General features: G+C 59.2%; 17 protein-coding genes and 1 tRNA gene. 11 read left to right on the forward strand and 7 right to left on the reverse strand.

Annotated elements, in window-relative coordinates; all coding sequences use genetic code 11:
- Window positions 1–13: 13 nt before the first annotated feature.
- From BLU78_RS09745 to BLU78_RS09760, 4 genes are read right to left on the reverse strand one after another with little or no spacing between them, the layout of a single operon-like run.
- On the reverse strand, window positions 14–1,408 hold the full coding sequence (locus tag BLU78_RS09745) for a Gfo/Idh/MocA family protein (protein ID WP_010266605.1): 1,395 nt from the start codon (window positions 1,406–1,408) through the stop codon (window positions 14–16).
- A 1-nt stretch (window position 1,409) separates the two neighbouring features.
- Window positions 1,410–3,251: an FAD-dependent oxidoreductase gene (locus BLU78_RS09750; RefSeq protein ID WP_010266600.1), complete on the reverse strand. Its 1,842-nt coding sequence runs from the start codon at window positions 3,249–3,251 to the stop codon at window positions 1,410–1,412.
- A gap of 11 nt (window positions 3,252–3,262) precedes the next feature.
- Window positions 3,263–4,648, reverse strand: a complete 1,386-nt coding sequence (locus BLU78_RS09755) for a sugar porter family MFS transporter (protein WP_010266595.1) — start codon at window positions 4,646–4,648, stop codon at window positions 3,263–3,265.
- Window positions 4,649–4,651: 3 nt separating this feature from the next.
- A complete protein-coding gene (locus tag BLU78_RS09760) occupies window positions 4,652–5,662 on the reverse strand; it encodes a DUF4434 domain-containing protein (RefSeq protein WP_020693329.1) in 1,011 nt (336 codons plus the stop codon).
- Window positions 5,663–5,950: 288 nt separating this feature from the next.
- On the opposite strand from BLU78_RS09760, the gene BLU78_RS09765 reads away from it, so the two are divergent.
- Complete coding sequence (locus tag BLU78_RS09765) at window positions 5,951–7,150, forward strand: ROK family transcriptional regulator (RefSeq protein WP_010266589.1); 1,200 nt, start codon at window positions 5,951–5,953, stop codon at window positions 7,148–7,150.
- Here the strand turns inward: BLU78_RS09765 and BLU78_RS09770 are convergent.
- Window positions 7,137–9,092, reverse strand: coding sequence for a beta-N-acetylhexosaminidase (locus BLU78_RS09770; RefSeq protein WP_010266587.1), 1,956 nt, complete (start codon window positions 9,090–9,092; stop codon window positions 7,137–7,139). The genes BLU78_RS09765 and BLU78_RS09770 overlap by 14 nt on opposite strands.
- Window positions 9,071–10,297 carry a n-acyl-d-glucosamine 2-epimerase gene (locus tag BLU78_RS09775; protein ID WP_010266585.1) on the reverse strand — a complete coding sequence of 409 codons (1,227 nt, stop codon included), beginning with the start codon at window positions 10,295–10,297 and terminating at the stop codon, window positions 9,071–9,073. The genes BLU78_RS09770 and BLU78_RS09775 overlap by 22 nt, the downstream gene beginning before the upstream one ends.
- 194 nt (window positions 10,298–10,491) lie before the next feature.
- Here BLU78_RS09775 and BLU78_RS09780 point away from each other — a divergent pair, with 194 nt between their 5' ends.
- From BLU78_RS09780 to BLU78_RS09815, 8 genes are all read left to right on the forward strand, one after another.
- Window positions 10,492–11,514 (forward strand): phosphodiester glycosidase family protein, encoded by a 1,023-nt coding sequence (locus BLU78_RS09780; RefSeq protein ID WP_010266583.1) that lies wholly within the window; start codon window positions 10,492–10,494, stop codon window positions 11,512–11,514.
- Between the two features lie 31 nt (window positions 11,515–11,545).
- A complete protein-coding gene (locus BLU78_RS09785; protein ID WP_010266580.1) occupies window positions 11,546–12,763 on the forward strand; it encodes a DUF4855 domain-containing protein in 1,218 nt (405 codons plus the stop codon).
- A gap of 1 nt (window position 12,764) precedes the next feature.
- Complete coding sequence (locus tag BLU78_RS09790; protein ID WP_010266577.1) at window positions 12,765–13,799, forward strand: glycerophosphodiester phosphodiesterase; 1,035 nt, start codon at window positions 12,765–12,767, stop codon at window positions 13,797–13,799.
- 51 nt (window positions 13,800–13,850) lie between these two features.
- Window positions 13,851–15,344, forward strand: coding sequence for a DUF5018 domain-containing protein (locus BLU78_RS09795; protein WP_176791134.1), 1,494 nt, complete (start codon window positions 13,851–13,853; stop codon window positions 15,342–15,344).
- Between the two features lie 95 nt (window positions 15,345–15,439).
- The gene (locus tag BLU78_RS09800; protein ID WP_026020873.1) at window positions 15,440–18,490 is read left to right on the forward strand and encodes a SusC/RagA family TonB-linked outer membrane protein; all 3,051 of its coding nucleotides are present in this window, start codon (window positions 15,440–15,442) and stop codon (window positions 18,488–18,490) included.
- A gap of 2 nt (window positions 18,491–18,492) precedes the next feature.
- Window positions 18,493–20,340: a RagB/SusD family nutrient uptake outer membrane protein gene (locus BLU78_RS09805; protein WP_010266569.1), complete on the forward strand. Its 1,848-nt coding sequence runs from the start codon at window positions 18,493–18,495 to the stop codon at window positions 20,338–20,340.
- Window positions 20,341–20,428: 88 nt separating this feature from the next.
- On the forward strand, window positions 20,429–22,627 hold the full coding sequence (locus BLU78_RS09810) for an alpha-N-acetylglucosaminidase (RefSeq protein ID WP_020693336.1): 2,199 nt from the start codon (window positions 20,429–20,431) through the stop codon (window positions 22,625–22,627).
- Complete coding sequence (locus BLU78_RS09815) at window positions 22,624–23,916, forward strand: acetylxylan esterase (RefSeq protein WP_010266565.1); 1,293 nt, start codon at window positions 22,624–22,626, stop codon at window positions 23,914–23,916. The genes BLU78_RS09810 and BLU78_RS09815 overlap by 4 nt, the downstream gene beginning before the upstream one ends.
- Before the next feature lie 52 nt (window positions 23,917–23,968).
- Here the strand turns inward: BLU78_RS09815 and BLU78_RS09820 are convergent.
- Window positions 23,969–24,042, reverse strand: a tRNA-Ile gene (locus BLU78_RS09820).
- Window positions 24,043–24,211: 169 nt separating this feature from the next.
- On the opposite strand from BLU78_RS09820, the gene BLU78_RS09825 reads away from it, so the two are divergent.
- Window positions 24,212–24,478, forward strand: a complete 267-nt coding sequence (locus tag BLU78_RS09825) for a type B 50S ribosomal protein L31 (protein ID WP_010266563.1) — start codon at window positions 24,212–24,214, stop codon at window positions 24,476–24,478.
- Window positions 24,479–24,677: 199 nt separating this feature from the next.
- Window positions 24,678–25,538, forward strand: a complete 861-nt coding sequence (locus BLU78_RS09830; protein WP_010266561.1) for a Cbp1 family collagen-binding glycoprotein adhesin — start codon at window positions 24,678–24,680, stop codon at window positions 25,536–25,538.
- Window positions 25,539–25,555: the final 17 nt, after the last annotated feature.

A 25,555-nucleotide genomic window follows, 5' to 3' on the forward strand; every position in this document is an offset into this window, starting at 1 on the left:
TACAGCCCTTTTTTTATTTGGCGAAGACGAGGCCCGGGAGCCGGTTCCACTCGCCGCGGGTGAAGTCGGGAACTTCGACCGGCGCGTTGCCGTGCTCGATGGATTTCGCGCTGAGCTCCCCGATGCACGACCACTCGGCGGCGTCGTAGACGTCCTGGTCGAGCGGAAGGCCCTTTTGCAGGCAGTGGATCAGCCGGTAATCCATGATGAAGTCCATGCCGCCGTGGCCGCCGACCTCCTTGGCTTTCTCGGTCAGCTGTCGCTGGATCGGATGTTCGTACTGCCGCATCAGCTCGGCTTTCCGCGCTTCGGAGACGAAGCCGTGCGTGTCGAGCGCCTCGATGTCGGGACGTTCGTCGCCCGCGAAGTCCAGGTCCCCGAAAGCGTATCCCTCGACCGGATATTTGCTGGCGTAACCGTCGGTGCCGACCAGTTGGTAGAGGCGGTCGTAGGGACGGGGCGTCATGACGTTGTGCTGCAGGAGGATGGTCTTTCCCTTCTCGGTCGTGATGAGCGTGGAGGTCTGGTCGCCGTTGCGGAATGTCCGGTCGCCGTCGCGCTTCCCGCTCAGCTTCCGGCCGTTGAAGCTCCCGGTGGAGACCGATACGAGTGTGTTCATCTTGTCGCCGCGGTGGATGTTCAGCGCTTGGCAGACGGGGCCGAGGCCGTGTGTGGCGTAGATGTCGCCGGTGTGGCGTTTGTTGAAGTCGAAGCGCCAGTCGCCCTGATAACTCGACCAGTATTGTTCGAGGCAGTGGACATAGCCGCCCTGCGCATGAATGATTTCTCCGAAAAGACCCTGCTGCGCCATGTTGAGGGTCGTGAGTTCGAAGAAGTCGTACACGCAGTTCTCGACCATCATGCAGTGGCGGCGTGTCCGTTCGGAGGTGTCGACCAACTGCCAGCACTCGGCGACGCTTTGCGCGGCGGGAACTTCCAGGGCGACGTGCTTGCCGTGTTCCATGGCATAGACGGCCATCGGGACGTGTTGCAGCCACGGGGTGACGATGTACACCAGGTCGAGGTCGTCGCGCTCGCAGAGCTGTTTCCAGCCCTCCTCGCCGCTGTATTCATCGGCCCGGGGCATGCCCGCCTTTTCGAGTATCCGCTGGTTCTCCTCGATCCGCTCGGGGTAAAGATCGCACAGCGCCCGTATTTCCACGTTGTCGATGAATCCCAGCCGGGTGACGGCGCCGGGACCCCGCATGCCCAGTCCGATGATGCCGACCCGGACCACCGGGATCGGTTCGGCGGCGAAGCCCAGCATCGACTGCTGGCCTGGGGCGCGTTTGGGCGTGTCGAAGACGATCCGGCCTTTTTTGACCGTGAATTTGCTGTTGTGGGCCGTCTGGCCGCAGAGTGCGGAGCCGATCAGCACGAACGACAGAAGCAGGAATAAGCGTTTCATATCATTGGTTTTTTAGTTGTCCGCAGAGGTCTATCTCCACGCCGTCGAACGGATTCGCCGCGTGGTCGAAAAGTACGGCGAGTTCACCGCGCGTGATCTTTCGGCCGGGGTCGAAGTCCGTGAGCGACAGCGCATCCCACGTCCGGGCGTCGACTTTTGCATCGGGGGCGATCCGGCGGAGCAGTTCGCCGGCTTCGGCGACGGTCACCGTGTCGGAGAGCGTGCCGAAATCGACGGCCGGGTAAAGCGACCGCAGTCCCTCGGCGAGTTCGCCGCCCGCGACGTTTTTGTCGGCATGGAACCATGTCTGGTTCGACCATCCGACGTTCGTGCCCACGCCCCGGAGCAGTCCCGTTGCGCCGATGCGCTGCAAGGCGGCGAAATGGACGTCGTTGCGCGGCAGGTCGAGATAGGGCAGCAGGTAGCATCCCTGCGCCAGCAGTTCCCGCTGAACGTCGCGCACGGGAACCAGTTCCGGACGGGTGTTCCGGGCGGCGGCCAGCGAACCGATCACGCCCGCGGCCTGACCCAGTTCGAGCGTGATGGGCTGGAGCCGGGTGGTGCCGTTGACCAGGTTGGAGACGGAGACCGATTTTTCGGTGACGATCAGGTTCGGACGTTCCTGCGGCAGCATCACCGCCAGGGGGATCGTGTAAGAGGGAATCGGGTGGAAATGCAGTTCGGGGAGGCTCTGCCACTGCGGATGCCGCTGGTGATGGTGGTCGACGGGGTAGTCGCCCACGGCGATACCCGTGCGGTAGAGCGTGTTGCGGTAGGGGTTCTTCGCATCCTCGACCGTGAAACGCACCCGGCCGTGGATGCGCCGCGATTCGCGGTGGTAGGGGATCAGCGGGAAACCGTCCCCGGTGGGAAACTCGCCTTTGGCGAGGCCGATGTTCCGGAAGCCCAGTTCATGCTGGATGTAGTAGATGAAACAGCGGGTGAACTGCTTGGCTTTCTCGAGTTCCGCGGCGCGTTCCGCCGGCGACAGTTCGATGATGTTGGTGTAATAGTCGTTGCCTTCGATGGGCCAGTTGAGCATGTATTTGCCGTTGGGGAGCTTTCCGTAGTCGAGCATCTCGCGCGGACTCCAGAGCACCCGGCCGTGGGTCGCGTTGACGCAGTCGGCCGACCGGCAGCTGCAGGCGAAGTCGGATTTGTCGTATCCCTCGGGTTCGGGGATGGTGACATCGTGGTCATACTCCTGCAGGATAGCCACATAGGTCAGGTCTTGCACGATGTCGTTCGCCGCTTCGGGAGCGATGGCCTCGCCGCTCTCCGCGCGGGCGTCCATGCCGATATCGTAACCGACGCCCGCCAGTGCGGCGACATCGCCCAGTTCGGTGGCGTCGATGAGGACCTTCGCGCGGACCGTGAGGGTGTCGCGGCCCTGCACCAGCGTCGCGCGCCAGCCCCCGGGCTCTTCGGCGAGGGCGAGCAGGCGGGTGCCGAAGCGGATTTTCAGGGTTTTCTGTTTTGCGGCGATCCGCTGGAGAATGGCGTTGCCGACCGAAGGCTCGAAGAGCACGTTGCTGACCCACCCCGTGCGGAGGCTGTCGGGACCTCCGTAACGGGCGGCCAGCGAGTCGCAGAACTCCCCGAAAAATCCGCCCTGAAGGCGGTGATTGCCGTCGATGGCGCTCACGCCCGCCGCGGTGAGCATGCCCCCGAGCCACGGGGTCTCCTCGGCGAGCAGCACGCGCGAGCCCATGCGGGCGGCGGTGATGCCGGCGGCCGTTCCGGAGGCTCCGCCCCCGACGATCAGCAGGTCGTAACGGGCGTCTGTTCCGCAGCCGGCGAGCAGTGCGGCGGCGCCCAGTATCGGTAATATTCGTTTCAGCATAGTGTCGGTTTTCAGGCTTTCTCCTCCCAGTATTGTTCGATCTGTTCCAGGGTTTTGCCCGTGGTCTCGGGGACGAGGAAGCGGATGATGAGGATATAGGGGATGCACATGACGGCGAAGAGCAGGAACGTGCCCTGCGGCAGCAGGCTCTCCAGCAGCCAGGGGGTGAGCTGTCCGATGAGGTAGGTCCCGACCCAGAGCGAAAGACCCGCGATGGACATGGCCAGACCGCGCACCTTGGTGGGGTACATCTCGGCGAGCAGCACGAAGATCACGGCGCTGATGGAGATGGCGCAGAAGAAGATGTAGAGCAGGAAGAAGACCAGCAGGAAGATGCTCGACATGCCTGCGCCGAAGGTGAAGTACCAGCTGATGGCCAGCAGGCTGAGGATCATGCCGCTGACGCCGAAGTAGACGAGCTTCTTGCGGCCGACCTTGTCGATGATGACGAGCGCCACTACCGTGGTGAGCATGTTCACCAGTCCGACGAGCACCTGGTAGAAGAGCGAATCGCCGGCCGAGAGGCCGCTCTGCTCGAAGATCGAGGGGCCGTAGTAGAGCACGGCGTTGACTCCCATGAATTGTCCCAGGATGGCGATGGCGGCGCCGATGGCCACGGCTTTCAGCATGTTCGGGCGCAGCAGGAATTTCCATTCCGAGCCTTTGTCGCGTTCGATCCGCTCGATGGTTTGGCCCAGTTCGCTGCGGGCGTCGGTCTCGCTGCCGCTGATGCGCGTCTGGATGGCGAGGGCGCAGTCGGTCCGGCCCCGGGCGACGAGCCACCGCGGGCTCTCGGGGATGAAGAAGAGGATCACGAGAAAGAGCAGTGCCGGAAGGGTCTCGGCGCCCAGCATGCCGCGCCACGGCTCGGTGATGAAGACCTTGCTCCAGAGCGTGTCCGTCGGCGTACCCTGTCCGGCATAGTTCAGCAGGGCGAAGTTGACGATGTAGGCTGCGAGGAAGCCGATGGTGATGGCCAGCTGGTAGAGCGACACGAGGCGTCCCCGGTGTTTGGCGACGGCGATCTCGCTGATATACATGGGCGAGATGATCGAGGCCACGCCGATACCGACGCCCCCGATGATGCGGTAGATGATCAGTTGCGTGATGTCGGCCGAGACGGCGCAGCCTGCGGCCGAGACCGTGAAGAACAGCGCCGCCAGCGAGAGCGAGATTTTCCGGCCGAAACGGTCGGAAAGCATTCCGGCGAACGACACGCCCGCGATCGAACCCACGAGGGCGCACCCTACGTACCAACCCTGGAGCGTCACGTTGAGCCCGAATTGGGTGGTGACCATCGAAATGGTCCCCGAGATCACGGCCGTGTCGTAGCCGAAGAGGAATCCGCCCAGCGCAGCCGCCGCCGACAGAAACAGAATGTATCCGATGCCTTTCATGGGTTACTTGATTTCGAAATATTCCTTGTAGCGGTCGTAGAGGTGCCCGGCCTGCAGGTAGGCCGACTGCGGCGACATGAAGTGCGAGAACTCGAACGTGATCGCCTTGTCGTAGCCGGCGCGCTGCGCCGCCTCGAGCTTCATCCGCAGCTTGTCGAATTTGATCGGCAGGAATTTGATCGGCATGTCGCGGTCGAACGATTCGGCGTTGGTCCAGCACTGCATGCCGTATTTGTCGGCGAGCCGCTTGTTGACGGCGAAGAACGTGTCCAGCTCGTCGTAGTCGATGTGTCCGTCCTGGAACGCCACGGCGTCGACGGCTCCGGAGATGCCGGCGAAGATCTCGTCCCACTCCTTTTCGTGCTGTTCCACCGATACGGCGTCTTCCCGGGTAAGTTTGCCGTTCGAGGCCATGACGGCTTTCTTGCCGTCGATCCACGGGGAGATGAAGACCGGCAGGCCGCCCGAAACGCGCTTGCACTGCAGCCCCATTTCACGGAAGGCGTGGATGGCGCCCTTCGTCGCACGGGAGATTTCGCCGCTCAGGTACCAGCCGCCGAAGCTGCTGTATTTCTCGCCGTACATTTTCCACACCTCGTCGATGACGTGGCGGTTGGCCTCGATCTCCGAGGTCATGTCGCCCGTGTCCCAGTACTCGCCCGAGTCGTAGAGCCCGAAGTAGAACTTCATGCCGTATTTCTCGGCCAGCCGCAGGTACATGTCCACCAGGTCGACCGAAGGCATGTAGCAGCCCCGCGAAAGAAGGTATTCGGAGGGATAGGTGATGAATTTGCGGTAGCCGCAGCGGATCAGGATGACGGTGTTGATGCCGATGTCCTTCATGTAGCGGAAATCCCGGTCCCACTCCTTCTCGCCCCAGTTCTGGTGGGGGATGTCGTGGGAGATCTCGTCGAGGAAGGTGCCGGAGATCGGAAGGGCGTTCTTCGTGGGGACGATCAGCCGGGACGATGTGTCGGCCGGGCGGTTGCGTCCGCACGCCGTGAACAGCAGCATTGCCAGAAGCAGGAGGGTAATTCGTTTCATTCGGGTCGGTTAATGGTTTAACTGATGGGGACAAAAATAATAAAAAATATTATTTAAAACCGGATTAATGATAATTATTTTTAATTGTTTACGGCTTTTGTTTTCAGTTTTATTCGCAGACTCTCTGATCGCCGGCTTTTTTCTTTTAAAGTTGCCGAGCCGTCCGGAGGCCGTTTGGGGGAGTTTGAAAAAATATTTTAATGAGCGAGCTGGTTTGTTCTGATAAATTTTAATTATATTTACGCAAAATAAAGCGTCATGAAACAGTCTTTTCTCAAACTCGCAACCGAAGGCAACAAGAATGCGATACTCAAACAGCACATTATCAGGCATTTCATATTTGAAGGCGATTCGAGTATCGCGGACCTGAGCAAAGCGGTCAACCTGAGTGTCCCGACGGTCACCAAACTGCTCGGCGAGTTGATCGAGGAGGAGTTCGTCCACAATTTCGGCGAGCAGCAGACCGCCGGAGGCCGAAAACCGAACATCTACGGGCTGAATCCCTACACGGGATTGATTATCGGCGCCGACATCAAAAAGGATTCCGTAATCATGGGCGCCATGAATTTCAAAGGCAACCTGATTCACCGGGAGGTAGTGGATTTCAACCTGGAGGGCCCGCAGGCGCTCGACGACCTCTGCAACGTCATTCTCGGCTTCATCAAACGCCACAAGATCGACCCGACGAAAATATTGGCCGTGGGCGTGAATATCTCCGGACGGGTCAATTCCCGGACGGGGTACAGTTACAGTTACTTTTTCGTGGAAGAGCAACCGCTGTCGGTACTCCTCGAGGAGCGGCTGGGCTATACGGTCTTCATCGAGAACGACACCCGGGCCGCGGCTTACGGCGAATACATGAACAACGAAAGTTACGCCCAGCAAACGCTGCTTTATATCAACGCCAGCTGGGGACTGGGCATCGGGATCATCATCGACGGCAAACTTTTCTACGGCCATTCGGGCTTTTCGGGAGAGTACGGCCACTTCCCCTTCAACGACGAGGAGATCATCTGCCGCTGCGGAAAGCGGGGGTGTCTGGAGACGGTCGCATCGGGTTCGGCGCTCTACCGCATGTTCCTCGAGAAACTCGAGGCGGGGAGCGTCTCGGTGTTGTCGGACAAGTTCAAAAGCGGGGCGAAGATCACGATGGACGACATTCTGGCGGCGATCGCCAACGAGGATGTCCTCGCCATCGAGATACTCGAGACCGTCGGCCACAACCTCGGCAAAGCCATCGCCGGGCTGATCAATATTTTCAATCCCGAACAGATCGTCATCGGCGGGTCGCTCTCCACGGCCAAGGAGTACATCATGCTTCCCGTGCGGAACGCCGTCAACAAATACTCGCTGATGCTGGTGAACAAAGACACCCGCATCTGTCTCTCGGAGTTGGGAGAAAATGCGGGTGTCACGGGTGCCTGCCTGCTGGCACGCAACAAACTTATCGGACTGTAACTTCCAGGTCGGAAATCCGGCCGTCGAACTTCCCGACCTCTTCCAGCGGGAAGACCAGCGTTTGCACATAGCTCATAATCATCGCCGGGCGCGTCACCGACACGCGGTAGGGGCAGACGATGTCGAGCGTCCGGGTCAGCTCTCCGTCGACGTAGAGCCGCGTGGACCTGTTGTCGCCCTCGACGGCGATGCGCACCGGTTTGCCGGCGGGCGGGGCGTAGCCGAGCGAATAGGTGTATCCGTCGCGGGAGAATCCGAGCCGGCCGTCGAGCGGATTGTTGATGTAGAAGGTCGAATAGGGGCCTTTGAAAAGCACCGTGCCGCCGGGGTTCTGACCTGCCGTCAGCGTGAATTCCACGCGGTAGTTCCAGCCGACCTGTTTCAGGGGCAGCCGCTCGCCGTGCGAAATCTCCTTTTTGGACAGCAATACCCCTTTCTCCGGGTGCAGCGAGAGGATGTCCACGCCGGGCGCTTCGCCGATCCGCGGGCGCAGGGCCGTGAACTCGTCGTAGGTCAGCGAGGTCCGGGCGCCGTTCCACATTTTGACCGACAGCGGCGCGACGGCGTCGAAAATGCGGTGGTGTACGTCCTGGACGCTGATGCCGTTGCCGGCATGGTCGTTCCAGAGCGCGAACAGACCGCCTTTGAGCCGCGGGTCCGCCGGGTCGAAGGTTTGATTGCCGACGTTGGCCGGAGTCCAGCTCTCATAGAGCGTTTTGGTGTCGAGGTAGTCGTGGTAGTAACCTGCGGCGGGGACAATGTAGACCTGATCGTCGGGGACGCTCAGGATGTCGTATCCCAGCGCGTACATCTCTTTCGGGTCGGCATAACCGTTGTACCAGCAGTTCATCAGGATTCCGTCCGATTTGACCGGGGTGGCGCCCTTGGCGTGGGTCAGCGCGCCCCAGAGCATCGGCTCCTTGCCGAACGACTCGACGTAACGGAGGTAGCGGTCGGTGAATGCGCGGAACTGTTCGACCACCAGCGAATCCTTGTTGCTGTATTCGTCGGTGCCGATGTGCACCTTTTTGCCGACGAACACGGGATCGTCGCCCGAGAGGTATTCGCGCCAGAGGGCGTCGAGGAACTCATAGCCCTCGGGATTGAAGAGGTCCATGTGGTCCTTGCCGTAGATGTCGCTTCCCAGCGAGGGCTTGTAGTGCGAGAAAGAGAGGGTGTGCGCCGGAGTGTCGATCTCGGGGATGATGGTGATGCCCTGCCGGAGCGCCTCTTTCTGAAACTCGCGGAAGGCTTCCTGGGTGTAATGACCGTCTTTCGACGCCAGTCCGGGGAACGTTTTGCTCTCGATCCGGAAGCCCGACGGGGTTTTGGTCCAGTCGTTTTCGAAGAGCTCCTGCATGCCGTTGTCGTTGAGGTGGACCTGGAACGTGTTCATCTTGTAGTAGGCGAGCACTTTGACGAGGTCTTCGAGGTAGGAGAGGTCGAAATATTTGCGGGCCACGTCCAGCATGAAACCGCGCATCGGGAAAGCGGGGTAGTCGACGGCCGACCCGCAGGGCAGGGCGGTCGACTGCTCGGCCATTTGGAGGAGCGTTTTGGTGGCCCAGATCGCTCCCAGCGGCTCGTTGGCGCATACCCTGACGTTCCTGCCGATCGAGAGGGCATAGCCTTCGGCGTTGTCGGTGCCGCACTTGCCGGGGGTGACGGCCAGCGAGATGACGCCGGATTTCTGCCGGTTCCGCTTCGCCGGAACCACCTGCGGGGCAAAGCCCAGCAGTTCTTGGCATTCGGCGGCGAAACGTTCGGCGACGGCTGCCGTGGCCTCGTCATGGGTGATGACGGTGGCGGAAGAGAGCGTGAAATGGCCGTTGCCGCCCTCCCAGCTGACGAGCTCGGGGATGACGAACGGTTTGGGATTCCCGGCCGCAGCCGCCAGTGTGCAGAACAGCGCGCAGAGGATTAAAGCAAATTTTCGTTGCATAAGGTTTCGGTTTTAGGGGTTGGGGTAATCAGGGTTGCCTTGCGGTCGATCCGTTCGAGGGTCTGCCAGCATTGGTACAACCCGCGCGGGACGTGGAAGCAGCCTTTCCACTTGCCGCCCTTGAGGTCGATCAGCACCTCGCCCCGGCGGTTGAGGTAGCCGAACCATTCGGGGTATTCCGGGTCTTTGAAGTGATCCCACGTGTAGGCGTGGACCCGTTCGAACCACTCCAGACACCGCCGGTCGCCGGTCAGCTCATAGCCTTTGAGCAGCGAGATGAGCGTCTCGATATGCACCCACCACAGTTTTTGGTCCCACTCCAGCTGGAGCGGCGGGCAGCCCTTGCGGTCCATGAAATAGAAGATGCCGCCGTAGGTCGTGTCCCAGCCGTATTCGACCATCCGCAGGGTGATGTTTTTGGCCTGTTCGATCAGCTCGGGGCGTTTGAGCCGCCGGCCGATGTCCATGACGAACCACATCGCCTCGATGGCATGGCCGGGGTTGACCGAGCGGCCCTCGAACGTGTCCGAGAGCTGGTTGTCGGCCGTGAGGTTCTCGACCACGATGCCCAGTTCGGGGCGGTAGAAGACCTCCATCACCTGATGCACGCACTCCTCCATGCGGGCGTGGAGGATCTCTTCGCTCAGGAGGTGCTCGATCTCCATGGCCAGGTTGCAGAGGATCATCGGCAGTGCGAAGCCTTTAAGCGTCCGGCTGCCGGGTGACGCTTTGCTCCATTTGCCCTTAGGGTTGGAGGCTTTGGAGAGGATGATTTCGAAAGTCCGCCGGGCGATGTCGGCGTAGCGGGGATTTCCGGTCGCCTTGTTCAACTGCCCGAAGGCCATGGTGGCGAAGGTGTAGGAGAAGATGTTGTAGGGCTCCACCAGCGGTGCGCCCCGGCGGTCGAGGGCGAAATACCAGTTGAGGGCGCCGTCGTGGCCGTGCTTCTCGAGGAACGCGGCGCCGTGGATGGCGGCGTCGAGCCACTCTTTGCGCGGCTCCACATTATTATATAGCATCGAAAAGAGCCAGACTTCCCGCGCCTGAAGCCAGATGAATTTGTCGGTATCGTACACGTTGCCTGTGCGGCCGAGGCAGGTGAAATAGCCTCCGCACTCCCGGTCGAGGGAGTGATTCAGCCAGAAAGGTATCACATTTTCAAATAGTTCCGTCTTGTAAAGCGCAGCCAGCGAGTTGAAATTCATGGTTAGTCGGTGTTAATTTCCAACAAAATAAGTAATAAAATTCAACATTATCAATTTTTAGAGTAAAAATAATTATTAAAATATTCTTTGTAGGTAAATTATTTTATTTATATTTGTGCAGACAATAATTGTTTTGGGTATCATGAAATTGAACAGAACTATTTTTCTGACTGTCGCCGCCGCTATTATAATAGGTGCGTTCGCCGGATGCAGTTCCGACGACGACGGAGGCGTGCAAATTCCCCCCCCCCTCCACGGGCGGCGATCTTGTTGATGCTCCTTATGAGGACCCTGAGGGTCTGACCATTACCAAACGGTACGACGGCTATCCCGAGGGAGTCTACGTCCGTTCATTCGAAATGCCGCTTTCCGGCGGCCAGAAGATCGTCGGCTACTATGCCGTGCTGGATTTCGTCGAAAATCCCGACCTTCAGTTTCTTCCCCGATTCTCCGCGGGAAAAAAGCCTACCAAATATTTCAGCGACCACCTCGCCGAAGGTGCGGACAATCCGTTCCTGGCGGTGAACGGCGGTTTCTTCGTCATGACGGCGCCGCCCCGCTCCTACTGTCTGCTGGTCAGCGACGGTGTGGTGAACTCGCGCCCCGATCCCTACGAGTGGACCGGGCCTTCGTCGTCGCCTTACCAGTTTTTCCCCGTGCGCGGAGCCATGGGCCGCATGGCCGACGGCAAGTTTGAAACGGCATGGGTGTATTGTGTCGCTGACGATGCGCAGCGTCCCTATGCGTTCCCTTCGCCGCTGGACAATGACGAGCGCATTCCCTCCTTCATGCCTTCCGCACCGACCTCGAAAACCCCGGGCGCCGAGCTCTGGGAGCCGCAGCAGGCCATCGGTGCCGGTCCGATGCTCGTCAGGGACAGCCTGAACGTGGCGGAGGATTCCTATTACCGGGAGGTGCTTCACTATATGGGGCAGGGGATCAACGGCATGGGACGCCGCCCCCGCACGGCGCTCGGAACCACCCGTTCGCAGCGCCGGATGGTGGTCGTCGTCTGTAACGGCGACAAGGTGCAGTCGAGCGCCGGAATCACGCTTCCCGAGCTGGGCGACCTGTTCCTGCGATTCGGATGCGTGATGGCCGTGAACCTCGACGGAGGCGGTTCCTCGGCCTTCGTGGGACGCGAGGGGACCCTGCTGAACGGATTGCCGGCGGAGCGGACCATGCCGACGGCGGTGATTTTCGCCGAGAAGAAGTGATTGTTAACCTTAAAACCATGCAATAATCCAAATGAAACCGAACAACCCTGCCGGCATTTCCGGACTGATGTGCAAACTGCTGTTGCTGTTCGTGCTTTGCATCACAGCCTGCAAGGGTGAGGAGACAAAGGGCGTCACTCCCGAAGGACCCTCCACCGACGAGCCCGTACCCTATGGGACGGCCTGTATTTCCGACCTGGCGCTGATTTACGGCGGCGGCCATCACCGACAGGTCGTGTGGAACGAGGCGAGCTTCGGGCCGCACGTGGTCTACACCGATCGAAACGACAACAAGTACTGGCTGTTCGACTCGTTCCTGCTGATCGAGTTCACGCTGGGCAAAGGCGGGCAGACTACGAACCAGATCTTCGCCACGGGTTATTACGGGCTTCCGGCGCGGAAGGCCGAGTGGCAGGAGTTGCTGGACTACTATTTTACGAAAGACGTGAGCGTCGATGCCCTGGACAAGACCGTCGGCAAGCAGATCGGGCAGATCGGACGCCCGGCCTACAAGCGGCAGGTGGTGCTGACGCTTCCCGAGCCGATCGTGGGCGGCGCCGGATCGAATTATCCGACCCTCGCAAAGGATTACTGGGGCGTGGTGGAAGGCCGGAAGCTGGATTTCACCCGTCCGGCAGACCGGCTGACGGCCTGCAAATGGTACATTGACAAAGCCTGCGAGATGTTCGATGCCGGTGGTTATGAGCATGTGGAGCTGGCGGGTTTCTACTGGGTCGCCGAGGAGATGTACCACTCGTCGGGCATCATCGAGGGCGTGGCCGAATACCTTCATTCGAAAGGGCTGCGGTTCGAGTGGATTCCCTATTGGAAAGGCGAGAAGGACTGGCAGGGCAACGATCCCGACTATTTCACCTGGAAAGATTACGGGTTTGACCAGGCTTATCTCCAGCCCAACTATTTCTTCAACGAGTCGGTGCCGGCCAGCCGGTTGACGGATGCCGTAAAAGTAATCAACAAGTACGACCTGGGTTACGAGGTGGAGTTCGACGAGAAGGCTATCGAGAGTCTGGGCGGAACCAAGCGGTCGCGGCTGTACGACTACATGAAGGCTTTTAAGGAGAGCGGCGTCTATGCGAAACAGCCGTTGGCCTACTACATGAGCGAGAATGCGTTCTGCCAGCTTTCCGAGGCTGCGCTAAGCGTCGACCGCAAGACTTTCGACGACCTTTGTACGTTTATCATCGCTCACCAGCAGGCCTACCTGAACGAAAAGAAAAAGACGAAATAAGATGAAAAAGAACCTTTTGCTGAAAACTTTTGCGGCGCTGCTCCTGCTGCTGACGACGACTGCGGCCCAGGCTGCGGAACCGATGCTGGCATTGGAGAAATACACGGTGCCCGTCGGGGTGCCGGGTGCGGCGGTGGGACGTTTCTCCACGGAGGTGCCTGTCGTGCTCGCCGACGATCCCTCGGGGCTCTTCGAGATCGCGGACAACCGGCTGAAACTCCGCAAAAAAGCGGTCGTGACGGCTTCGTCGCCCATCCTGTTCGAGATCGAGGTCGCATGCGGCGATGCGCAGAAGCGGTTCACCATTGTCAAAGACGAGTTTATCCGCAACAAGGTAGTGGCCCACCGCGGCGCATGGAAAGGCTATGGGTATCACCAGAATTCGCGCCATTCGCTGCGCAAGGCGATCGAACTGGGATGCGAAGCCTCGGAGTTCGATGCCTGGCTCACGAAGGACAAGTACATCGCCATCAATCATGATTACGAGTACGACGGCATGATCGTCGAGCTGTCGAAACTGGCCGACATGCGGCGCGTGATTCTGGAGCAGGGCGAAGTGATGGCGACGCTGGACGAGTATCTGGATATCATCCGCGGGCAGAACCGGACGCGGCTGGTGCTGGAGCTGAAATCCATGCCGACGAACAAAATAGGCCTCGAACTGGCCGACGCCGCCGTGGCGATGGTGCACAAGATGGGCGCACAGGCATGGGTCGACTACATCAGCTTCGACTACGAGGTGCTGAAACGGGTGCGTGCGCTCGATCCCACGGCGCACATCGCCTACCTGGGAGCCGTCGTGCCGATGGATCAGCAGAAGATCGAGGGTATGAACGGCATTGACTACCATTTTTCGCAGTTCGACAACATGCCGCGGCTCTACGACCGGGCGCGGATGCTGGGGCTGACGATCAACGTCTGGACGGTCAACGACCCGAAGATCATGGAGCGCATGCTCGACATGGGGGTCGATTTCATCACCACGGACGAGCCCGCGATGCTGCTGGAGATGATTGAAAAACGGAACGAACGATAGTAACACGTAACAAGTAATACAACAGCCAAATAACCTTAAAAAAGAATGATTATGAAACGATTGTTTTTAACCCTGGCACTTGGTGCGATGGCCGTTTTCGGCCTGAATTCGTGCTCGGACGACGACTCCGAAGGAGGAGGCGAGAAGCGTCCGTATTGTGAGATCGAGAAATTCTCGGTTTCCGTTCCCAACGTCGATGTCAAGATCGACAAGGACAAAGCCGTTGTGGAACTCTATGTGGCCCCCGACCTGCTGGAGCTGCTCTCCGATGTGACGCCTACGGGCGAGCTCTCCATCGGCGCTACGGTGGTTCCCGCGTTCAGCGTGAAGCAGGACTTCACCAAGGAGGTGACCTATCTCGTGACTGCCGAGGACGGCAAAACGCAGAAAACCTGGACCGTGAAACCCGTCGTCAGCAAGTATGTGGCTCAGGGTATCGGTACGGTGAAACTGCTTTGGGCGAAGAAAGCATCGGAAATCGGCCTCACGGTCAACGAGCCTACGATCGCCTCGTTTGAGGACAAGGTGGTTGTTTCCCGCCCGGGTATGATTATCGACGGCACTACCGGCGAGAACACCGGCGAGACGCTCAATATCGATGGTATCGAGTGTAATCCTGCGAATGCTGCAACACTGCTTCCTTTTGTCGTTGCCAACGACAGCAAAGGCAATCTGCTGGGTGCGACACTGGGCGCCTGGGCTCTGAATAACAATCCCTGGAAGGTCTACAAATGGACCGCACTGAATGCCGCTCCCGTGGAGGTGCTCAGCTACGAGCAGTCGGCAACGGAGAGCTTCGGTCGTCGTCTGACGGCTGTCGGCGATGTCAACGGCAATGCGATCATTACGTCGCTCAGCGTGACCGATTATAACCTGAAACCCAACAATAATCCTGCTGCCGCACCCGCAGCCCACTACTGCTGGAAGATAACCAACGGTGTCGTCAATACGAAGCCGGAATTGGTCGCCGTGCCGGCCGGATACCGTGCCGGCAATATGTATCAGGTGCTTTGGCCCGCCAGCGAACTGGCTGTCAAGCCGTTCTATTTCAGCGATCCGGGCGCTTCGAACGCCGTGCCTGTGACCCGTCTGGGTTATGTGGGTCTCGACGACCAGATCGTTTACTTCAAGGGCGGCGTGAACCCGAGCGACATCATGGGCGGCGGCGACGAAATGTTTAAGGAGACCGGCTACGGCCGCAAGGTGCTCCAGAGCCAGCCGTTCACGTTCAACGGTGTGAATTACCTCGCCGTATGTGCATTCTACAGCACCGAGATCGGTACGAACGGCGCTACCGAGGACAAGGTTTACCTCTACACGCAGTTGCTCGAGGTTTCGGGCAAGGACTACAAGGTTGCCTATGTCGGCAAGGATGTCTTCGACGGCAAGGTGTCGGTGCTTAACCCCAACGGAACGGGCGGTCTGGCCATCAGCGTGGTTGCCGAGGGCAGCGGTGACGACGAAGGCGAGCTGAGCTGCCGCGTTTACAACCTCCTGTCGGGTGTCGGCATGGTCGGCTACGAGATCAACAACGTCAAGGAGTAACCTCCTTTCGATTGCCGGAGGGGTTCCGCCTGTGCGGTCACTCCTCCGGTTTTTTCAGTTAATCGCCGCTGTTAAAGGCTGAGACAAATTTTTGTATGAAGAAATTAGCACTCCTAATCCTGCTTTTGGTCGGCTGCGTGTCGTTGCATGCGCAAACCGCGTCGAAACCGGCCTCCAAAAAGCTGACCCTGACGGGTAAGGTCGTCTCCTCTGCCGGAGAGCCCGTGATCGGTGCGACGATCGTCGTCGAAGGTTCGAAACCGATGATCGCAACGGCCGCGGGCGTGGATGGGTCCTACTCCATCACGCTGCCCTCCGGGTCGGTCTCGCTGACCGTCAGCTCCATCGGCTACAACAGCCGTACCGTTCCGGTGAACAACCGGACCCGGCTCGACATCACCCTCGAAACCGAGGACCGGCAGATCGACGACGTGGTCGTGGTCGGATACCAGGTTCAGAAAAAGGTCACCCTCACCGGCTCCGTCTCGGCGATCTCCGGAAAGGACATCGTCAAACGCGATGCTCCCAACCTCTCCTCGGCCCTTCAGGGATTGATGCCCGGTGTCAGCGTCGTGCAGGGATCGGGACGTCCCGGCGCCGACGGCGGCCAGATCACCATCCGCGGTATCGGTTCGATCAATTCGAGCACCAGCCCGCTGATCCTGATCGACGGTGTCGAAGGCGACATCAATCAGGTCGACATGAACAGCGTGGAGAGCATCTCCGCCCTGAAAGACGCATCGGCGGCTATTTACGGTTCGCGCGCCTCGAACGGCGTCATTCTCGTCACCACCAAGCGCGGCAAGAGCGAGACGCCCCAGTTCACCTACACGGGTTACTATGCCATTACCGCTCCGACGGAGATGCCGACGCCCGTTTCCGGAGCCGAATACATGGAGTATATGAATATCGCGGCCCTGAACTCCGGGCAGAGCATCCGTTTCGACCCCGCCTACATCGCCGAGTACAAGCGTTACGGCGCCGACAACTGGACGACGTTCGATACCGACTGGAAGAAGGAGATGCTCAAAAAGAGTTCCTACATGCACCGCCACGCGCTGAGCATTTCCGGAAAGGGCAATATCTGCTCCTACTACATCGACGGTTCGTACCAGTTCCAGGACGGCCTGATCGAGAACAACAACTTTTCGCGCAAGACCTTCCGTGTGAATACCGACATGAACCTCGCCAAATGGGCCACCCTGAGCGTGGATTTCAGTGCTTTCGGAACCTCGGAGACCGTGCCGTCGATCTCCACTCCCGAGAAGCTGATCGGCGAGGCGCTGACCTACACCCCGACGCTGGCCGGCATCAACCGCGACGGCACTTGGGGCGAGGGTCTCAACGGTTACAATCCCATCGCCATCCTTAAGGTGGGCGGTACGCAGCGTAACGACGTGACCGGTTTCAATCCCAAGGCGAACCTGACGGTCAAACTGCCTTACAACCTCGAATTCAAAACGCTGTTCAGTTATCGCTACCAGCACGACAACCAGAAGATCGTGACCAAACCCTACGATACTTACACGCAGGGCATGCTGAAATATACTTATCCCGACACGACGCCGGACGGAAAGGTCTCGATGTACTGGAAGAAAAATCAGCAGATCCAGTTCAACGCCAGCTTCTCCTATAAGAATACTTTCAGGGAGAACCACAATTTCAGTGCGCTGGCCGGCGTGCAGCTCGAAACGCTTCTTTCGCAGAGCCTTTCGGGTTCGCGCGAGGGATTCTTCATCCCCGGGTACGACGAGATGGGCGTCGGGTCGAAAACCCAGACCAGTTCGTCGGCGCGGGACGAGTGGGCGATGCTCTCGTATTACAGCGTGCTCAACTACAACTACAAGGAGAAATACCTCATCGAGCTCACCGGGCGTCTCGACGGTTCGTCGCGCTTCATGCCGGACAACCGCTGGGGCTTCTTCCCCGGAGGTTCGGTGGCTTACCGTATCTCGCAGGAGCCGTTCTGGCAGTCGGTGGAGAAGTATGTCTCCTCGCTGAAGATTCGTGCCTCCTATGCGCACTTCGGCAACCAGTGGCTCAACGACTACTATCCGTTCGCGAGCCAGATGAACACTAACCTCTGGAACGGTTATTTCTTCAACGGCGAGCAGTTCTTGGGCAGCATTCAGGAGAAGCTCTTCAATGCCGACATCTCGTGGGAAACCTCCAAGCAGGCCAATATCGGTCTGGATATGGGATTCCTCGGCGACAAGCTCACGCTGACGGTCGACCTTTTCAACCGGAAGATCTCGGACCTGATCCAGGTTCCGACGATCCCGACCTTTGTCGTCTACAATGCCCCGTATTTCAATATCGGAAAGATGCAGGCGCGGGGTTATGACATTTCGATTTCGTACCGCGGCTCGTCGAAGAACGGCAACTGGCGCTATTCGTTCACGGGCAACTTCTCCGATGCCAAGAGTACAATTCTCGAAGTCGCGGACATTGCCGATACCAATGATATTACGGCGCTGCGCCCCGGTGAACTCCGCAACGCCATCCGCGGCTGGAAGACCGACGGTTTTTACCGCGACCAGGCCGACATCGACGCTTCGCCGGCGTTCAACAACGACAAGACGAACCTCAAACCCGGTGACGTGAAGTACCGCGACAAGGACGGCAACGGCGTGATCGACTACAACGACGTCTATACGCTGGGCGACGGAAGTCCCCGCTACCTATACAGCCTGACGGCCAACATCTCGTGGAAGAATTTCGACCTTTCGGTCTTCATCCAGGGGGTCGGCGAGCGGATGAAGCGCTACAACGGCGCCGGTATCGTCCCGTTCGACAACGGACGTTCGATGTTCGAAAGCCAGACCGACTATTGGCGCGAGGACAACCTCAATGCCAAGTTCCCCCGGCTGTCGATCAACAACAAGAACAACTACTACTCGTCCGACGTCTGGGTGAAGAATGCCGGTTACGTGCGTCTGAAGAATGTGTCGCTGAGCTACCGCATTCCCAAGAAGGTCATCTCGAAGCTCCGTCTCCAGAGCGCGCGCGTCTATGTCACCGGGCAAAACCTCTTCACGCTCTCCGATGCTTTCGAAGGGTTCGATCCGGAGGGTAACAACTCTTACGGTTCCGAGTTCTATCCGATCATGCGTGTATTTACCGTCGGTCTTGATTTACGCTTCTGATTATGAAAAAGTTCATTAAATATCCGATCCTGCTGCTCTGCCTGCTGTCGATGACATCCTGCGCGGAGGACTTCCTGAACCGCTACCCGTCGAAACCCACCACGGGAGACTTCTTCAAAAGCGAGGAGGCCGCCAAACTGGCGCTGACGGGAATCTACAACGGCCTCTACCTCTGGTCGAGCGGCGCCGCCATCGGCTATATGCTCCCCGGGCCCGCCTCTTACGACGCCCTGACCGGGTTGGTGATGACCCGCGACGAGAACGAAACGCTCGGTTCCGGCCGGATCTGGCCCGACGACAGCACGATTCTCGCCTACTGGAAATCGTGGTATGTCATCATCCAGCGTGCCAACACCATGCTGGTCAATGCCGATCCCTCGCAGTCCGGGAACATGGCGCGTCTTACGGCCGAAGCCCGTGTGCTCCGGGCCATGGCTTACTACTACCTGATCTCGATGTTCGGCGACGTGCCCTTCTTTACCGCGCCGCCGGCGTTCGAGGATTTCAAATGTCAGCGCACGTCGAAGGTCACGATCCTCGACTTCGTACTCAGGGAGTTGGATGAGGCGGCCGCGATCCTTCCCGAATGGACCGCTTCCGAGCGGGGCCGGGTCGACAAGGCTGCGGCCTACGGCATCCTGTCGCGCGCCGCGCTGATGGGCGGCAGTTTCAACTACAACAATGATGCGGCTCATTACTTTAAGATCGCCGCCGATGCGGCCGAGAAGGTGATCGGCAAGCGCGGATTGTGCAAGGACTTCGGATCGCTCTTCACCACGACGGGACAGGCGCAGCCCGATGCCCGCGATGAGCTCATTCTGGAAATTGCATTCTACAACACGGGAGAGGCGAAGTTTCATTATGTGGGCTATACCGAGACGAGCCGTTTTGTCGGGCAGACCAGCCGTTATCCGACCCAGACGCTCTTCGATACCTTCGAGTGCATCGACGGCAAACGGATCGACGAGTCGCCGCTCTACGATCCCACCGACCCGAAAAAGAACCGCGACCCGCGGCTCCGGTCCTCGATCTTCATCACGGGCGACACCATTACGGTTAATACGGGCAGCGGCAAGGTGAAGGCGATCCTCAATGCCTACGAGGGTGATTCGAACGATAAGGAGAATTATCGTAAGACGTTGAAATACAATTATGATACGCAAAAGTGGGAGAAGACGGACAACCTCGATTTCACCGATCCGTCGGCATTCACCAGCTTCGCCAATGCGGGCAAAGGCTATATGTGCGGCAAGTTCCAGCGCGACAGTACGGAGAACATCAGCCAGTCGACCGTCAACTTCCCGATCCTGCGTTATGCGGAGGTGCTGCTGAACTTCGCCGAAGCGAAGATCGAGCTCTGGGCCCTGGGCGCCGAAGCCGAGGACGACCGCATCTATACGGCGATCAACGAGGTCCGCAACCGCGTCGGCATGCCCGACGTGTCGAGCGACCGGGTCGGCAATGTGGAGAAGATGCGCCAGTTGGTGCGCCGCGAGCGCAAGGTGGAACTCGCATTCGAGGGGCTTCACCTGATCGACCTGCGCCGCTGGGACATCGGCGACCTGGAGAACTCGCAGCCGGTCTACGGCATGCCCGAAGAGAAATACGGCGGGTTCAAGGCCCCGTATCCTTCGGTCCAAAAGCTGCCGGTGTTCAATAAGACCGCCCGCCACGACCTGAACGACATTGCGACCTATCCGGATGCCGAAATCCGCCTCGTGCGCGACAAGAACCGCAAATGGGAGTCGCATTACCGCCTGTGGCCCATTCCGCAGTCGGAGGTCAGCAAGACCGGCATGTCGCAGAATCCCGGATACGCCGGAGGGGCGACCGATACGTCGAATCAGTGACGGATCGCCGTCGATCGATAATTGGCAAGAGGAGTTTTTGACAGGAAAATTCCTCTTGCCTGATTTTCAAATGCAACAGATTAATCCTATGAAGTCATTTTTTGCAATCCTCGCGCTGCTGGCCGCGGTCGTGTCGTTGCCGGCAGGGTGCGGCCGCCCGGACGCCGACGTCGCCGCGGCACAGGGATTGGCCGGACGCATCGTCCCCGGCTACGCTTCGAAGATACGCTTCGAGAAGCTGGCTCCCGCGGCGGATTCCACGGACCGGTTCGAACTGGAGACGGTCGGCCGAAAGCTGGTCGTCCGGGGCAACAACGCCAACTCGATGGCCGTGGGCCTGAACCATTTCCTGAAATATTACGCCCGCACGAGCGTCTCGTGGTTTGCCGGCCAGCCGGTCGAGGTGCCCGCGGAGATGCCCGTGGTGGCGGAAAAGGTCGCGCACAGCGCTCTGCTTGACGACCGCTTCTTTTTGAATTACTGCACGTTCGGATATACGATGGTGTGGTGGCAGTGGCGCGACTGGGAGCGGCTGATCGACTGGATGGCGCTCAACGGCGTGACCCTTCCGCTGGCGATCACGGGGCAGGAGGCCGTGTGGGCGCGGGTGTGGCAGAGACTCGGGCTCACCGACGAGCAGGTCCGCAGCTATTTCACCGGTCCGGCCCATCTGCCGTGGCACCGGATGTCGAATCTCGACTACTGGCAGTCGCCGCTGCCCCAGAGCTGGCTCGACGCGCAGGTGGAGCTGCAGAAGCGGATCGTGGCCCGTGAGCGGGAGCTGAACATGAAACCCGTGCTTCCGGCCTTCGCCGGACATGTCCCCGCGGAGCTGGGTGAAATTTACCCGGAGGCCAAAATCTCGCGCATGAGCAAATGGGGCGGTTTCGAGGATCGTTACCGCAGCCATTTCCTCGATCCGCTCGATCCGCTCTTCGCGCGGATTCAGCGGGAGTTCCTCGCCGAGCAGACCGCACTCTTCGGCACGGACCATATTTACGGTGCCGATCCGTTCAACGAGGTCGATCCGCCGAGCTGGGAACCGGAGTTCCTCGCCCGGGTCTCCCGGACGATTTACGACACGATGACCGAAGCCGATCCCGAGGCCGAATGGCTCCAGATGACGTGGCTGTTCTACCTCGACCGCGACAAGTGGCACGACGACCGGATCGAAGCGTTCGTCACGGCCGTACCGCAGGACAAGATGCTGTTGCTGGACTATTATTGCGAGAATACGGAGGTGTGGCGCCAGACCCATAGCTACCACGGGCAGCCCTATTTCTGGTGCTATCTGGGCAATTTCGGCGGCAACACGATGCTGGTGGGCAATTTCGACGAGGTCTCGAAGCGTATCGACGGAGTGCTGGCCGAAGGCGGGAACAACCTGCGGGGTCTCGGTTCTACGCTCGAGGGGCTGGATTCGAACCCCTTCATGTACGACTATGTTTTCGAACGTGCGTGGGATTTTCCGGTCGATGACGACCGGTGGTTCGACGCGCTGGCCGACCGTTACCTGGGGTATGAGGATACGGGCTACCGCCGGGCCTGGGACGCCCTGCGCAAAAATGTCTACATCACCTCTTCGAAATACGGCCACTGTCCGCTGCTGAATGCCCGGCCCACGCTGGAGGGCATTCTCACGGGTACCACCGATGCGGAGATCAAATACGACAACGACGAGCTGTTCGAGGTCTGGGCGAAGATGATCGACGCCGGGGATTCCGGGCGCGACACCTATCGCTATTGGCTCGTGAATGTCGGCCGGCAGACTTTGGGCAACCTTTTCCTGCCGCTGCGCGACGGGTTCACGGCGGCTTGCCGGGCGAAGGATCTCGCACGGATGAAGGAGCTGCGGAGCGAAATGCTGGAACTGGCGGCGGACCTCGAGACATTGACGGCGCAGCACGGCGCCTTCTCGATGCAGAAGTGGATCGACGACTCGCGCTCCTTCGGCACGACTCCCGAAGAGCGGGATTACTACGAGGTGAATGGCCGCACGCTTCTCACGACGTGGGGCGACCGGGCGCAGAGCATCAACGACTACGCCAACCGCACGTGGTCGGGGCTGGTGGCGGATTACTACGCCGAGCGCTGGCGGATGTTCCTCGATGCGGCGGTCGGAGCCGTCGAAGCGGGGCGGAAGTTCGATGAAGAGGCGATCTTCAACGCCATGGCCGATTTCGAAAAGGAGTTTGCCGGCAGCACGAAGCCGCTGACGCAGACCCCCGCGGGCGATGTCTGTGAGATCGTCCGGGAGCTTTACCTGAAATACAAACCCGAATCATGAAAAAGAGTATTGTTTTTGCCTTGCTGGCATTGCTGGGCTGCACGCAGTTGTCGGCGCAGGGGAGCGCCCAGACCCCGATGGTCAAAGTGCGCATCACGCCGACGAACGGCTCGTGGGACTACCGCGTCGGGGAACGGATCAAAATGGCGGTGAGCGTGGAACTGAACGAGCTTCCGCTCCGCGATGTCGCGTTCACCTATGAAGCCGGTCCGGAGCTGGTCGAACCGACGGTGACGGGGCAGGCGACGACCAAAGACGGCTCCGTGACGCTGGACCTCGGACGGATGGACAAACCCGGATTTTTCAACCTCGATGTCCGCGTCAGGGTGAACGGGGTGGACTACCGTCAGTGGAAAACCGTCGCCGTGGACAAGGAGCGCATCGAACCGACGGTGACGATGCCGGCCGATTTCCAGTCCTACTGGCAGTCGCAGCTCGACGCCGATGCGGCCATGCCCCTCCGGCCCCGGATGGAGCTGCTTCCCGAGCGCTGCACCGACAGGACCGATGTCTACGAGGTGAGCTATCTCTACACGCCCCAGGGAGGGCGCTTCTACGGCATTCTGTGCGTGCCGAAAGCCGAGGGGAAATACCCGGCCGTCCTGCGCGTTCCCGGAGCGGGCGTGCGGAGCTATCAGGGGAGCGCCTGGCAGGCCGACAAGGGCTTCATAACGCTCGATGTCGGCATTCACGGCATTCCGGTCACGCTCGAACCGGTCGTCTACGAACGGCTCTTTGCGGGGATTCTCAACCGCTATTACACGATGAACCTCGAAAGCCGCGACGATTACTATTACAACCGGGTGATCCGGGGCTGCAAACGGGCCGTCGACCTTATCTTCACACTCGACAAGTTCAACGGCAGGATAGGCGTTCAGGGCAGCAGCCAGGGCGGCGCCCTGACGGTGATGGTGGCGGCGCTCGATCCGCGGGTGTGCTGCGCGGCGGCGGCCCTGCCGGCGATGAGCGACATGACGGGGTATCTTCACGGCCGTGCCGGAGGATGGCCCCAGATTTTGAAAAATCCCGCGGAGTGCATCTATAACCGGAAGGAGATCGTCAATACGCTGTTGTATTACGACACGGTCAATTTCGCGCGTCTGCTGAAAATCCCGATCTATTACATGCTGAGTTACAACGACAAGGTGTGCCCTCCGACCTCGACGTTCTCGGTTTACAATGCGACTGCGGCGCCCAAGCGGATGCAGCTCACCCACGAAACCGGCCACTGGTACTATCCCGAGCAGGCCGGGCAGATGGATACTTATATCGAAAAGGCATTGCAGTGACCCCGAACGAAAAAAAGAGTTGTACAAGTGTACAACTCTTTTTCGGTGAATGTGGGCCCAGAGGGGCATGATCCCACGACCTTCGGATTATGAGTCCGCTGCTCTGACCAACTGAGCTATGGGCCCGGTCCAACGCCTGCGGGGCGCTTTTGTGGCGCAAAGATAGAAAAACTATCCGGATTGCGCAACCCCGCGACGCATCGGGTGTGAAAAAATTTACGCGCAGGCTTGTTTGTTGCGAATTAATTCGTACCTTTGTCGCGCTTAAGCATTAATTAAATACAAAAACGACGAAATGAAAAAGGGTATTCATCCGGAGAATTATCGTTTAGTGGCGTTCAAGGACATGTCCAACGACGTCGTGTTTTTGTGTCGGTCCGCCGTTTCGACAAAAGAGACCATCGAAGTGAACGGCGAAACCTATCCCGTGTATAAGATGGAAATTTCCAACACGTCGCACCCGTTCTACACCGGTAAGATGAAGTTGGTTGACACCGCTGGTCGCGTCGATAAGTTTATGAGCCGCTACGCAAAACGCTACGATAAGAAAGGCGCGAAATAATCACATTGCGCGCTTTGATCCCAAAACGGGCTGCAACCGGAGGTTGCGGTCCGTTGTTTTTTGCACGCCGGGAGTGCCCGGAACAAAATTTGCGGCAGGTGACAAAATAGTTGAACAATCTGCTGATTTTTAATCTATATTTGTACCTGCAGGCAAACGAGATTTTAGAATCTTAATGTAACGAATTATGAAAAACTGCATGAAACATACCCTGTTTGCCGCGGCGCTGGGCGTCGCGGCCGTCCTTACGTCGTGCGTAAGCCGGCAGGTCGTCGTCGAGGCCGAAAACCAGCGGGATTCGCTGGCAACGGTCGTCAGTGCGAAAGACTCGCTCATCAATGCGGTCTTTGCGGACATCAACTCCATTTCGGAAAATCTCGCGCTGATCAAGTCGCGCGAAAACCTGATCACCATGGCCGGGGCGGCCGAAGGTGGCCGCCGTCCCGTCGCGGAGATCAACAGCGACATCGCCGCCATCGACCGGCTGCTGAAGGAGAACAAGGAAAAGATCGCTTCGCTGCAGCGTTCCGCAGCCCTGCTGCGCAAGGCCAACCTGCACGTCGCGAGCCTGGAGAAGATGATCGCCGATATGAACGGGCAGCTTGCGGAGAAGTCTGGCGAGGTGGACCGGCTGCGCGAAAAACTGGCACAGATGGGCATCGAGGTCGAGAGTCTTTCCCAGGAGGTCGCCGTGCGGAGCGCCGAGGTCGAGAACCTCAGCAGCGAGAAGGTCGAGTTGCAGAACCAGCTGCATACGGTCTATTACATCGTGGGCCCCGAGAAAGAGCTGCGCGACGCGCAGATCATCGACAAGCAGGGATTCATCGGCCGTACGCTGACGGTGGGAAAGAACGGTAATCTGGACAGTTTCACGTCGGCCGATTCGCGCCTGTTGTCGGAGATTCCCGTCGGGCAGAAAAAGGCTTCGGTCGTCACGTCGCATCCCGAGGATTCGTACGAGCTGGTGGCAGGAGGCGACAAAATGGTCGAGAAATTGCTCATCACCGATCCCGTGCGGTTCTGGGAGTCGTCGAAGGTGCTTATAATCAGCTATAAATAAGGTATTCAAAGCCTGTT

Origin of the sequence: Alistipes timonensis JC136 (assembly GCF_900107675.1) — a bacterium.
In the GTDB taxonomy this organism is placed as follows: Bacteria; Bacteroidota; Bacteroidia; order Bacteroidales; family Rikenellaceae; genus Alistipes; species Alistipes timonensis.